Origin of the sequence: Pseudomonas sp. PsB, from assembly GCF_043658375.1 — a bacterium.
GTDB classification, from domain to species: Bacteria; Pseudomonadota; Gammaproteobacteria; order Pseudomonadales; family Pseudomonadaceae; genus Aquipseudomonas; species Aquipseudomonas putida_Z.
Window position 1 is genome coordinate 216,239 of record NZ_JBIGLU010000002.1, and the last position, 12,033, is coordinate 228,271.

At 61.9% G+C, this 12,033-nt stretch carries 10 protein-coding genes; 2 read left to right on the forward strand and 8 right to left on the reverse strand.

The genetic code is table 11. The features are described from left to right. Nucleotides 1–145: 145 nt before the first annotated feature. The 7 genes from ACGLHT_RS05790 to acs all read right to left on the reverse strand — a co-directional run bounded on the left by ACGLHT_RS05790 (nucleotide 146) and on the right by acs (nucleotide 8,628). On the reverse strand, nucleotides 146–1,366 hold the full coding sequence (locus ACGLHT_RS05790; RefSeq protein WP_013973653.1) for an aspartate aminotransferase family protein: 1,221 nt from the start codon (nucleotides 1,364–1,366) through the stop codon (nucleotides 146–148). A gap of 547 nt (nucleotides 1,367–1,913) precedes the next feature. Continuing rightward, nucleotides 1,914–2,894 carry a transcriptional regulator ArgR gene (argR, locus tag ACGLHT_RS05795; protein ID WP_274120189.1) on the reverse strand — a complete coding sequence of 327 codons (981 nt, stop codon included), beginning with the start codon at nucleotides 2,892–2,894 and terminating at the stop codon, nucleotides 1,914–1,916. Between the two features lie 98 nt (nucleotides 2,895–2,992). Beyond that, a complete protein-coding gene (locus ACGLHT_RS05800; protein ID WP_025340127.1) occupies nucleotides 2,993–3,757 on the reverse strand; it encodes an ABC transporter ATP-binding protein in 765 nt (254 codons plus the stop codon). A gap of 22 nt (nucleotides 3,758–3,779) precedes the next feature. After that, nucleotides 3,780–4,478 carry an ABC transporter permease gene (locus ACGLHT_RS05805; protein ID WP_003260115.1) on the reverse strand — a complete coding sequence of 233 codons (699 nt, stop codon included), beginning with the start codon at nucleotides 4,476–4,478 and terminating at the stop codon, nucleotides 3,780–3,782. Beyond that, the gene (locus ACGLHT_RS05810) at nucleotides 4,475–5,164 is read right to left on the reverse strand and encodes an ABC transporter permease (RefSeq protein ID WP_003260113.1); all 690 of its coding nucleotides are present in this window, start codon (nucleotides 5,162–5,164) and stop codon (nucleotides 4,475–4,477) included. Before ACGLHT_RS05810 ends, ACGLHT_RS05805 begins: the two co-directional genes overlap by 4 nt. An 88-nt stretch (nucleotides 5,165–5,252) precedes the next feature. Then, a complete protein-coding gene (locus ACGLHT_RS05815) occupies nucleotides 5,253–6,038 on the reverse strand; it encodes an ABC transporter substrate-binding protein (RefSeq protein ID WP_075045965.1) in 786 nt (261 codons plus the stop codon). Between the two features lie 628 nt (nucleotides 6,039–6,666). Next, nucleotides 6,667–8,628 (reverse strand): acetate--CoA ligase, encoded by a 1,962-nt coding sequence (gene acs, locus ACGLHT_RS05820; protein WP_015271271.1) that lies wholly within the window; start codon nucleotides 8,626–8,628, stop codon nucleotides 6,667–6,669. A 397-nt stretch (nucleotides 8,629–9,025) separates the two neighbouring features. Here acs and ACGLHT_RS05825 point away from each other — a divergent pair, with 397 nt between their 5' ends. After that, on the forward strand, nucleotides 9,026–9,280 hold the full coding sequence (locus tag ACGLHT_RS05825; RefSeq protein WP_003260110.1) for a DUF2790 domain-containing protein: 255 nt from the start codon (nucleotides 9,026–9,028) through the stop codon (nucleotides 9,278–9,280). Between the two features lie 143 nt (nucleotides 9,281–9,423). On the opposite strand, the gene ACGLHT_RS05830 is transcribed toward ACGLHT_RS05825, so the two are convergent. Then, nucleotides 9,424–10,983, reverse strand: a complete 1,560-nt coding sequence (locus tag ACGLHT_RS05830) for a sigma-54-dependent transcriptional regulator (RefSeq protein ID WP_274120188.1) — start codon at nucleotides 10,981–10,983, stop codon at nucleotides 9,424–9,426. A gap of 256 nt (nucleotides 10,984–11,239) precedes the next feature. Between ACGLHT_RS05830 and phhA the strand changes: the two genes are divergently transcribed. Beyond that, on the forward strand, nucleotides 11,240–12,028 hold the full coding sequence (gene phhA / locus ACGLHT_RS05835; RefSeq protein ID WP_025340130.1) for a phenylalanine 4-monooxygenase: 789 nt from the start codon (nucleotides 11,240–11,242) through the stop codon (nucleotides 12,026–12,028). Nucleotides 12,029–12,033: the final 5 nt, after the last annotated feature.

Consider the following 12,033-nt stretch of genomic DNA (forward strand, 5'->3'; position numbering starts at 1 on the left):
GTGTCACTCCTTTGGAATACGGGCCACTCACGGCGGCACGGAAAAACGGCAGGTGCACTGGCACCTGCACTGGAATCGGGTATCACCGGCCCGGTGCAGACTCGGGTTGAGCCTGTACCGGGGCGGCGAAGGAACCGCAGGCGGATCAGCCCTTGGTCAGGGTGGCCACGGCGCGCTCGAAGCGGTCCAGGCCTTCGTCGATGTCGGCGTCTTCAACTACCAGGCTTGGCGCGAAGCGGACCACGTCCGGGCCGGCCTGCAGCACCATCACGCCTTCTTTCTCGGCGGCGTTGAGCACGTCCTTGGCCTTGCCTTTCCAGGCCTCGGTCAGCACGCAGCCCAGCAGCAGGCCAACGCCACGCACCTGGCTGAACAGGTTGTACTTCTGGCCGATCTGCTCCAGGCGGACCTTGAAGCGCTCATGCTTGGCCTTGATGCCGGCCAGGGTTTCCGGGGTGTTGACCACATCCAGCACCGCGCAGGCAACGGCGCAGCCCAGCGGGTTGCCGCCGTAGGTGGTGCCGTGGGTGCCGACGGCCAGGTGCTTGGCCAGCTCGGTGGTGGTCAGCATGGCACCGATCGGGAAACCGCCGCCCAGGCTCTTGGCGCTGGTCAGGATGTCCGGGGTAACGCCGTAGTGCTGGTAGGCATACAGCGAACCGGTACGGCCAACGCCGGTCTGCACTTCGTCGAAGATCAGCAGGGCGTTGTGTTCGTCACACAGTTTGCGCGCGCCTTCCAGGTAGGCCTTGTCGGCCGGCACCACGCCGCTCTCGCCCTGGATCGGCTCGATCACCACGGCGCAGGTCTTGTCGGAAATCTGTGCCTTCAGCGCTTCCAGGTCGTTGTACGGCACATGGCTGATGCCGGTGATCTTCGGGCCGAAGCCATCGGAGTACTTCGGCTGGCCACCGACGCTTACGGTGAACAGGGTACGGCCGTGGAAGCTGTTCACGGTGGCGATGATTTCGTGCTTTTCCGGGCCGAAGCGGTCGTGGGCAACGCGACGGGCCAGCTTGAAAGCGGCCTCGTTGGACTCGGCGCCGGAGTTGCAGAAGAACGCACGGTCGGCAAAGGTGGCATCCACCAGCTTGTGGGCCAGGCGCAGGGCCGGCTCGTTGGTGAACACGTTGGATACGTGCCAGAGGGTGTTGGCTTGCTCGGTCAGGGCCTTGACCAGTGCCGGGTGGCAGTGGCCCAGGGCGTTGACCGCGATGCCACCGGCAAAGTCGATCAATTCGCGACCCGACTGGTCCCAGACGCGGGAACCCTCGCCTCGCACAGGAATGAAGGCCGCCGGAGAATAGTTGGGGACCATGACCTGGTCGAAATCGGCACGTTGCACCGGGGCTTGCTCAACGGACATCTGAGTCTCCTGAAGAGGAACGCTGGCCTGGAAGTGGCGAGCGATGGGGGGATTGTAAGGACTGATCCGCGCCTGTCCTTGCGGCCAAGCGACAACTTGTTACAGCGCAAAACCCAGTTTTGACAAGGCTTTCGGCAATGCGACAAACACTGTCGCAATCGCGCAGTGTACGGGAGAGAGGGGGCTGGGTGAACGGGTGTACACGAAGGTTTGTGAGGGGCTGGCTGCCTGGTGAATCGTGCAGGATGTCCGGCGAGGTTCGTGTGGCGCCTGTGAGATCGAGCGCCGCCCGCGCGGCGCTTCGCAGCACAAGGCTGCTCCTACATCTGTTTCGGGCCAGTTATTCCTGAGGCGAGGGCGCGCGACCCCTTGGTGTCCACCTAGATATCGCGTCGGGCAACCCAGGCGGTCGCGTGCGATGGTGCAGGCGTGACTGGCCGGAAACAGATGTAGGAGCAGCCTTGTGCTGCGAAGCGCCGCGCGGGCGGCGCTCGATTTCAGCCCCGCCATCAACCTCAAGGCATACGCCCCGATCCCACCCGGAACCTCAACCCTTTTCGGCAGGCGCCGAGCTCAGTTCGAACGGGCTGCTGCTACGCCGCTGGTTGCGATCCTCCCGCGGCGTTGCGCCAAAGAAGTTGCGGTAGGCACTGGAAAAATGCGGCCCCGAGGAGAAGCCGCAGGACAGCCCGATCTGGATGATCGACTTGCTGGTCTGCATCAGCATCTGCCGCGCCTTGTTCAGCCGCAGCTCCAGGTAATACTGGCTCGGCACGCGGTTCAGGTACTGCTTGAAGATACGCTCCAGCTGCCGGCGCGAAACGCACACGTGCTGGGCAATTTCGTCGGTGGTCAGCGGCTCTTCGATGTTGGCCTCCATCAGCAGCACCGCCTGGGTCAGCTTGGGATGGCTGGAGCCCAGGCGGTTCTGCAGCGGAATGCGCTGGCGCTCGCCACCCTCGCGGATGCGCTCGACCACCAGTTCCTCCGACACTGCCCCGGCCAGCTCCGCCCCGTGGTCACGGGCCAGCACCGCCAGCAGCAGGTCGGTCACGGCCATGCCGCCACATGCAGTCAGGCGATCGCGGTCCCAGTCGAACAGGTGACTGGTGGCGATGACCTTGGGGAAGCGCTCGGCAAAATCATCCTGCCAGCGCCAGTGCACCGCAGCCCGGTAACCGTCGAGCAGGCCCAGCATCGCCAGGGGGTAGACCCCGGCCGACAGGCCGCCGATCATGCAGCCACTGCGCGCCAGTTGCTTGAGCGCCGCCGACAACGCAGCCCCCACCGCCGGCGGCTGCTCGTCAGCCAACAGGAACAGCTTTTGGCACCCCTCAAGGCGGCCGTTCCACGGCTCGCCCGGCAGGCGCCAGCTGCCCTCTTGCGCCGGCTCCGCCTGCAGGAAGATTAGCTCGTAGGCCACCTCCGGGTGCACCCGCTGCGCCACCTGCAACACTTCCTCGGCCAGCGCCAGGGTCAAGGGCCGGGTGCTGGGCCAGATGAGAAAACCGATTCGCTGGGTGGTCATAGGGTGCGGTCCGAAACCTGAGGTCGTTCGAGTCTGTGCGCCGGGTCAGGCTGCGCTCGCCGCGCAGCATGCCCTATTCTGGTGCAAAATTGCAGTTTTTACTTCAGGCTGCCGGATAGGAACTGCTTCAGGCGCTCCGACTGCGGGTTGGCCAGCACTTCGCGCGGGCAGCCGGTTTCTTCCACCAGGCCCTTGTGCAGGAACACCAGCTGGTTGGACACCTCACGGGCAAAACCCATTTCGTGGGTCACCACCACCATGGTGCGGCCTTCCTGGGCCAGCGCCTGCATCACCTTGAGCACATCGCCCACCAGTTCCGGGTCCAGCGCCGAGGTCGGCTCGTCGAACAGCATCACCTCCGGTTCCATGGCCAGCGCCCGGGCAATTGCCACACGCTGCTGCTCGCCGCCGGACATGTGCCCCGGGAAGGCGTCCTTGCGATGAGCGACACCCACCTTGGCCAGGTAGTGCTCGGCCTTTTCCAGGGCTTCCTTGCGGTTCACGCCCAGCACGTGCACCGGCGCCTCGATGATGTTTTCCAGCGCTGTCATGTGCGACCACAGGTTGAAGTGCTGGAAAACCATCGACAGGCGCGAGCGCATGCGCTGCAGCTGACGCGGGTCGGCGGCCTTGAGCGCGCCGTCCTTGCCCGGTACCAGCTTCAACTCTTCGTTGTTGAGCAGGATCTTGCCGGCGTGCGGTTGCTCCAGCAGGTTGATGCAGCGCAGGAAGGTCGACTTGCCCGAACCGCTGGAGCCGATGATGCTGATGACATCGCCTGCCTTGGCCGACAGGGACACGCCCTTGAGCACTTCATGGCTGCCGTAGCGCTTGTGCAGGTCTTGGACTTCGAGTTTGTACATGCTGTCGATTCTCACAAAGCGGTCAGTGCTTGCGCGGCGCCAGGTAGCCGAGCCAGCGGCGTTCGGCCATCTTGAACAGGCGCACCAGGATGAAGGTCAGGCACAGGTAGAACACGCCCGCCGTGATATAGGCCTCGAAAGGCAGGTAGTACTGGGCATTGACCGTGCGCGCAGCGCCAGTGATGTCGATCAGGGTGACGATCGACGCCAGGCTGGTGGTCTGCAGCATCATGATCACTTCGTTGCTGTACTGCGGCAGCGCCCGGCGCAGGGCCGACGGCAGCAGGATGCGCCGGTACATCTTCATGCGCGACATGCCCATGGCCTTGGCCGCCTCGATTTCGCCATGGGGCGTGGCCTTGAGGCTGCCAGCGATGATTTCGGCGGTGTAGGCACTGGTGTTGATGCCGAACGCCAGGCAGGCGCAGAAGGTAGCGCTGGACAGCAGCGGCCACAGGAAGCTTTCGCGCACCGCCTCGAACTGCGCCAGGCCGTAGTAGATCAGGAACAGCTGCACCAGCATCGGCGTGCCGCGGATCACGTAGGTGTACAGCCACGCCACGAGATTGACCGCTGGCTGCTTGGACACCCGCATCAGGCCCAGCGGAATGGCCGCCAGCAGCCCGAAGAACAGCGAAATCGCCAGCAGCTTGAGGGTGGTCAGCAGGCCGCCGAAGTACATCGGCAGTGCCTCCCAGACGACGTTGTAGTCGAAGATCATAGTTCAGCCACCTTGACGCCCACCGAGTAGCGGCGCTCGAGATACTTCAGGGCCAGCAGCGAGATGCTGGTCAGCACCAGGTACAGGGCCGCCACCGCCAGGAAGAAGGTGAAAGGCTCGCGGGTGGCGTCGGCCGCCTGCTTGGCCTTGAACATCATGTCCTGCAGGCCCACTACCGAAATCAGCGCGGTGGCCTTGGTCAGCACCAGCCAGTTGTTGGTGAAGCCCGGGATCGCCAGGCGAATCATTTGCGGCACCTGGATGCGGAAGAACACCTGGCGGTTGCTCATGCCATACGCCACGCCCGCTTCGGCCTGGCCTTTCGGAATACCGAGGAACGCACCGCGGAAGGTTTCCGACAGGTAGGCACCAAAGATGAAGCCCAGGGTACCGATACCCGCGATCAGCGGATTCAGGTCGATGTAGTCTTCATAACCGAGCAGCGGCGCAACGCGGTTGATGATGTCCTGTCCGCCGTAGAAGATCAGCAGGATCAGGACCAGGTCCGGAATACCACGAATCACCGTGGAATACAGATCGCCCAGCCAGGCCAGCCAGCGCACCGGCGACAAGCGCAGCGCCACACCGATCAGGCCGAGCACGATGGCCAGGGCCATCGACGACAGGGCGAGCTGAAGCGTCAGCCACGCCCCGTCGAGGATGACTGCCCCGTAGCCTTTCAACATGATGAGGTCCTCGACCTAGAGAATGAAAAATGGTGCAAACCTCAGAGCCTCTGCTGTTTGCACCATTGCACAGGTGAAACCCGACGTCTTAGTTCGAGTCTGGACCGTAGATGTCGAAGTTGAAGTACTTCTTCTCGATTTCTTTGTACTTGCCGTTGGCACGGATGGCATCGATGGCAGCGTTGATGCGGTCGACGTTGGCCTTGTCACCCTTGCGCACGGCAATACCGATGCCGTCACCGAAGTACTTGGCGTCGGTGAAGGACGGGCCTACGAAGGCGAAGCCCTTGCCGGCGTCGGTCTTGAGGAAGCCGTCTTCCAGCAGGGTGGCGTCAGCCACGGTGCCATCGAGGCGGCCAGCTGCCACGTCCAGGTAGATTTCGTTCTGGGTGCCGTAAGGAACCACGGTGGCACCTTTGGCGCCCAGCACTTCCTTGGCGAAGCGGTCGTGGATCGAACCGCGCTGCACACCAATCTTCTTGCCCTTGAGCTCATCCAGGCTGTCGCTGACGGCGGTACCTTCCTTCATCACCAGGCGCGCCGGGGTCAGGTAGTAGCGCTTGGTGAAGTCGACCGATTTCTTGCGGTCTTCGGTGATCGACATGGACGACAGGATGGCGTCGATCTTGCGCACTTTCAGCGCCGGGATCAGGCCGTCGAACTCCTGCTCGACCCAGGTGCACTTGGCTTTCATCTCTTCGCACAGGGCGTTGCCGATGTCGTAGTCAAAACCGGCAATGCTGCCGTCTGGCTGCTTGAAGGCGAAGGGTGGGTAAGCGGCTTCGATGCCGATTTTCAGCGGTTTTTCATCGGCCTGCGACACCAGGGAAAACACGGACAGCGCCAGGGCGCCAAGCAGTGCGAGCTTCTTCATCAGGTAACTCCATCGGTACGGAGCAATACAAGGCAGGTAACGGCTGCCCGATATGCGAATGGGTACAACGCGAGCCGCGCAGGGTTCGACCAAGGTCGCAGACCACGAGCGAGTGATTGGCATTTTAACGACAGCCCGGTAGTCGATATTTCTTCAAAGCGACAACTACTTACAGAAGCGCTTGAAACGGCAGCGGGCGATGTTGACAGCCATTGCAAAATATGCAAGAGCGCAAGAAATAGAACCTATAGTACTAGCAATTCCCGGGCCTATTATTGGCAAAGCCTTGTATTACGGCAAGTGCAGCGTGCCGTGTCGCAAAAAAGGCTGCGAAAACGCACTGAAACAGGCCGGATTTGTTTCCTGGCGCCCCGATATTGTGCGGCGCCGGTGACAGAACAGTTACCGATGAATGTCGGGTAACAGTAAAGCAAAAAACCCCGCCGGTTGCCCGGACGGGGGTTTTATTGGCTGATCTCACAGGTACAGCACACGCCTTACCCTGTGGGAGCGGCTTCAGCCGCGAACACCGGCAACGCCGGTGCCATCCACCGCGCCGGGTTCTTCGCGGCTAAAGCCGCTCCCACAGGGATCGCATAAAGCCGTCAGCATGCGCCCTGCTTCGCTATCAGGCCGAAGCCAGGCTCATGGCCTTGTGGGTATCGATCAGGTGCTGCACCACACCCGGGTCGGCCAGGGTCGAGATATCGCCCAGGGCATCGTACTCACCCGTGGCAATCTTGCGCAGGATGCGGCGCATGATCTTGCCCGACCGGGTCTTCGGCAGCCCCGGCGCCCACTGGATCACATCCGGCGAGGCGATCGGGCCGATTTCCTTGCGCACCCAGTTTTTCAGCTCCAGGCGCAGCTGCTCGCTGGCCTCGATACCGGCGTTGAGGGTGACATACACATAGATGCCCTGCCCCTTGATGTCGTGCGGCACACCCACCACCGCGGCCTCGGCCACTTTCGCATGCGCCACCATGGCACTTTCGATCTCGGCAGTACCCATGCGGTGACCGGACACGTTCAGCACGTCATCCACGCGGCCGGTGATCCAGTAGTAGCCATCCTCGTCGCGGCGCGCACCGTCACCGGTGAAGTACATGCCACGGAAGGTCTTGAAGTAGGTATCGACGAAACGGTCGTGGTCGCCGTACAGCGAACGCGACTGGCCCGGCCAGGAATCGAGGATCACCAGGTTGCCTTCGGCAGCGCCCTCGATCAGGTTGCCCAGGTTGTCCACCAGCGCCGGCACCACGCCGAAGAACGGGCGGGTTGCCGAGCCCGGCTTGAGGCCGGTGGCGCCCGGCAGCGGGCTGATCAGGATGCCTCCGGTCTCGGTCTGCCACCAGGTGTCGACGATCGGGCAACGCTCCTTGCCCACGGTCTTGTAGTACCAGTTCCAGGCTTCGGGGTTGATCGGCTCACCCACCGAGCCCAGCAGGCGCAGGCTGGAGCCATCGGCACCTTCAACAGCAGCCTGCCCTTCGGCCATCATCGCGCGGATGGCGGTTGGCGCGGTGTACAGGATGTTGACCTTGTGCTTGTCGACGATCTTCGACACGCGGGTGATGTCGGGGTAATTCGGCACGCCTTCGAACAGCAGGGTGGTGGCGCCGTTGGCCAGCGGGCCGTAGACGATGTAGCTGTGGCCGGTGACCCAACCCACGTCGGCGGTGCACCAGTACACCTCGCCCGGGCGATAGTCGAACACGCGCTCATGGGTCAGCGCGGCGTATACCAGGTAGCCGCCGGTGGTGTGCAGCACGCCCTTCGGCTTGCCGGTGGAGCCGGAGGTATAAAGGATGAACAGCGCTTCCTCGGCACCCATCTCTTTCGGCGCGCAGTGGCTGGAGGCGACTTTCATCAGGTCTTCGTACCAGATGTCGCGGTGCTGGTGCCAGGCAATGTCGCCACCGGTGCGCTTGCACACGATGATCTTCTGCACGCTGTTGGTTTCAGGGTTGGTCAGCGCCAGGTCGACGTTGGCCTTGAGCGGGGTACGCCGGCCACCGCGCACGCCTTCGTCGGCGGTAATCACGACCTTGGACTTGCAGTCGATGATACGGCCGGCCAGCGCCTCGGGCGAGAAGCCGCCGAACACCACCGAATGGATCGCACCGATACGGGCACAGGCCAGCATGGCGACTACGGCCTCGGGGATCATCGGCATATAGATGGTGACCACGTCACCCCGGTGCACATCCTGGCCACGCAGGGCGTTGGCGAACTTGCAGACCTGCTCGTGCAGTTCGCGGTAGGTGATGTTGCGGTGTTCGGAAGGGTCGTCGCCTTCCCAGATGATGGCCAGCTGGTCGCCGCGCTCTTCGAGGTGGCGGTCCAGGCAGTTGGAGGAAACGTTCAGAGTGCCGTCGGCGAACCATTTGATATCGACGTGGTGGTCGTCGAAGGAGGTCTGCTTGACCTTGGTGAACGGCTTGATCCAGTCGATGCGCTGGGCCTGCTCGCGCCAGAAGCCGTCCGGGTTGATCACCGACTGCTGGTACATGGCCTTGTAGGTGGCCTCGTCGGTCAGGGTGGTGGCCGCAACCTCGGGACGAACGGGATACAGTGGAGCCGCACTCATCTGTGTTACCTCGGTGTAATAGTTGTTTTTGTATGGAACCGTTTGTAACTGTACCAGAGCGACAAAAGCCATTCGACGTTGGTAGTAATTTGGTACGCCCGTCCAGACAAAGCGCTCTGGCACGCACCTTACAGCCATGGCGAGGAAAGAATGGGGCCGTTTACCAGAGGATTGTTACAGATTCTGTCAAAACACTTTATCAAAAGACCCACTGTTTCGGCCTTGGCCCCAGCCATAAAATTCACCTCGCCAGCAACGGCAAGGCGATTAACAACTGGTAACAGCCCCCACGAAGGCAAACGTTAATCCCCATCAAACCCGATAGTTAAAACTAGCAATACTCGCGGCGCCATAAGCGCCGCGTGCCCCCTCACGACCTTAGACAGGTAAATTGAAAATGAAAGCTTTACTGGTATTGGTACTTGGCAGTCTTTGCGGCGCGGCGATGGCCGGCGAAGCCAAAGATGCCGAGCAGATTCCGGTTGAACAGTACAGTTACTCGCAGCACCTGGACATTGCCCGCGTCATTTCCATGAGCGAAGTGCCCAATGTGTGCGAAGTCGTGCCAGCCCGCATGACCTACGAGGACTCCAAGGGCCAGAAGCACATTCTCGAATACCGCGTGATGGGGAACGGCTGCTCGAACGGCTGATACCTTGTGAATTGGGGGCCCTGCGGGCCCCATTCGCGGGCTTGCCCGCTCCCACAGCCTTGAATTTGGCGCGGTACCTGTGGGAGCGGGCAAGCCTGCGAAGAATATTGCACCTGATTAACAGGTTATTGACCAACCGCTTATTAATCTACCGACTTGCCCAACGAATAATCCCTCAACTTGTTGGCAATAGTCGTATGCGAAACACCCAGTCTTTTACCTAAAGCCCGACTACTCGGGAATTCCCCCATCAAACTTTCCAGCACCGCTTTTTCAAAGCGCCCGACAATCTGCGAAAGATCCCCCTCCAGCGAAAACTCACCCAGCGGTTGGCGCACGCCGTAATCCGGCAAACGTATATGTTCACTTTTGACCACGCCGCCTTCGCATAACGAAACCGCCTGGAACAACACGTTTTCCAACTGCCTTACATTACCCGGCCAATGATACTGGCCAAGTTTGTCCATCGCCGCCGGCGCCAGGCGCGGCATGGCGCAGCCAATCTGTCGGCTGGCCTGGTCGAGAAAGTGCTGAACCAGCCCTTCCAGGCCATCCATGCATTCGCGCAATGGCGGAATGTGCAGCGACAACACATTGAGCCGGTGATACAGGTCCTGACGAAACTCGCCACGGGCACACAATTCGGACAAATCCACCTGGGTCGCGCAGATCACCCGCACATCCAGGTACACCTCTTCATCGCTGCCGACACGACGGAAACAGCCATCCTGCAGAAAACGCAGCAGCTTCACCTGCAGGCGCGGGCTCATCTCCCCTACCCCATCAAGAAACAGCGTGCCACCGGCGGTCAGCTCCAGCAGCCCCAGCTTGCCCTCGGCCCGTGCCCCTTCGAATGCCCCGGGCCCGTAACCGAACAGTTCGGTCTCGGCCATCGACTCGGGCAACCCGGCGCAGTTGAGCGCCATCAACGGCGACTGGCCGCGCGGGCTTGCCAGGTGGCAGGCACGCGCCAGCAACTCCTTGCCGGTGCCGGTCTCGCCCTCGATCAGCAATGGTGCGTCCAGCGGCGCCATGCGCCGCGCCTCGCGTACCACCGCAGCCATCACCCGCGAGCTCTGGAAGATACTGTCGAAACCGCGCAGCTCCTGCTTGCGCACGTTGTAGATGCGCTCACCGATACGGTCAGCGCGGTGCAGGGTCAACACCGCACCGGCCAGCGCCTCGCTGTCGTCGTGCTCAGACTGCAGCGGCGCGATATCGGCCAGGAACACATCGCCCTTGACCTTGATGCGCAGGCCGTTGATGCGCGACTTGTTGGCGCGCACCAGCTCTGGCAGGTCGAAATCCTCCACATAACGCGCCAGCGGCATGCCCGGCACCTCGTCCACCCGCACGCCCAGCAGCTGCGCAGCGGCCCGGTTGGCGGCGACGATGCTGCCACCCATGTCGATCGACAGCACCGGGAAGTCCAGCGCCCCCAGCAGCGCATTCAGCTCCATGTGCCGGCGCTCGCTGGGCATCAGCCCCACGCGCTTGACACCGAATACCCCGGCAATCGCCTCGAACTTCGGCCGCAGCGCCTGGAACTGCAGATTGATCAGGTTCGGGCAATGCAGGTAGATGGCGTTGCCATGGTCACCGCCCACCTCGCCGCGCAGCACGTTGATGCCGTACTCCACCAGCAGGTTGAGGATGTCGCGCAGGATGCCAATACGGTTCTGGCAATGCACTTTGATACGCATGAGGGCTCTCGAAGCGCCAATGTTTTTCAACACCGCGCGGAAAAGTCGTAAAGATAAGCTGACAAAAACAGCCGAAGCTTCAGCCAGATGCCTCGGATTTTCCGACACCTGCGCCTTTTTGTAAAATTATCGTTACGAAAACGTCGCCGGATGCCGGTCCCGCCCACTGGCCCACCCCGTGCAAAGCGGCCAGCGAAGGGATATTCCTAAGGCATGTCCTGCACATAACAAGAAAAGCCCTCACCAGGAGAGCCACATGAAACAGACGCAATACGTGGCACGCGAGCCCGATGCGCATGGTTTTATCGATTACCCGCAGCAAGAGCATGCGGTATGGAACACCCTGATCACCCGTCAGCTGAAAGTGATCGAAGGCCGCGCGTGCCAGGAATACCTGGACGGCATCGACCAGCTCAAGCTGCCTCATGACCGTATTCCGCAACTGGGCGAGATCAACAAGGTGCTGGGCGCCACCACCGGTTGGCAGGTTGCCCGGGTCCCGGCGCTGATCCCCTTCCAGACCTTCTTTGAACTGCTGGCCAGCAAGCGCTTCCCGGTGGCTACCTTCATCCGTACCCCGGAAGAGCTGGACTACCTGCAAGAGCCCGATATCTTCCACGAGATCTTCGGCCACTGCCCGCTGCTGACCAACCCTTGGTTCGCCGAATTCACCCATACCTACGGCAAGCTCGGCCTGGCCGCGACCAAGGAACAACGCGTGTACCTGGCGCGCCTGTACTGGATGACCATCGAGTTCGGCCTGATGGAAACCGCGCAGGGCCGCAAGATCTATGGCGGTGGCATCCTCTCGTCGCCAAAGGAGACCGTCTACAGTCTGTCTGGCGAGCCCGAGCACCAGGCCTTCGACCCGATAGAGGCCATGCGCACACCGTATCGCATCGACATCCTGCAGCCACTGTATTTCGTGCTGCCGAACATGAAGTGCCTGTTCGACCTGGCCCACGAAGACATCATGGGCATGGTTCACAAAGCCATGCAGCTGGGCCTGCACGCACCGAAGTTTCCACCCAAGGTCGCTGCCTGAGCGAC

Excerpts from the sequence above, each read along its gene's own strand:
- ACGLHT_RS05790 (WP_013973653.1), bottom strand. The coding sequence starts at position 1,366 with ATGTCCGTTGAGCAAGCCCCGGTGCAACGTGCCGATTTCGACCAGGTC.
- argR (WP_274120189.1), bottom strand. The coding sequence starts at position 2,894 with ATGACCACCCAGCGAATCGGTTTTCTCATCTGGCCCAGCACCCGGCCC.
- ACGLHT_RS05800 (WP_025340127.1), bottom strand. The coding sequence starts at position 3,757 with ATGTACAAACTCGAAGTCCAAGACCTGCACAAGCGCTACGGCAGCCAT.
- ACGLHT_RS05805 (WP_003260115.1), bottom strand. The coding sequence starts at position 4,478 with ATGATCTTCGACTACAACGTCGTCTGGGAGGCACTGCCGATGTACTTC.
- ACGLHT_RS05810 (WP_003260113.1), bottom strand. The coding sequence starts at position 5,164 with ATGTTGAAAGGCTACGGGGCAGTCATCCTCGACGGGGCGTGGCTGACG.
- ACGLHT_RS05815 (WP_075045965.1), bottom strand. The coding sequence starts at position 6,038 with ATGAAGAAGCTCGCACTGCTTGGCGCCCTGGCGCTGTCCGTGTTTTCC.
- acs (WP_015271271.1), bottom strand. The coding sequence starts at position 8,628 with ATGAGTGCGGCTCCACTGTATCCCGTTCGTCCCGAGGTTGCGGCCACC.
- ACGLHT_RS05825 (WP_003260110.1), top strand. The coding sequence starts at position 9,026 with ATGAAAGCTTTACTGGTATTGGTACTTGGCAGTCTTTGCGGCGCGGCG.
- ACGLHT_RS05830 (WP_274120188.1), bottom strand. The coding sequence starts at position 10,983 with ATGCGTATCAAAGTGCATTGCCAGAACCGTATTGGCATCCTGCGCGAC.
- phhA (WP_025340130.1), top strand. The coding sequence starts at position 11,240 with ATGAAACAGACGCAATACGTGGCACGCGAGCCCGATGCGCATGGTTTT.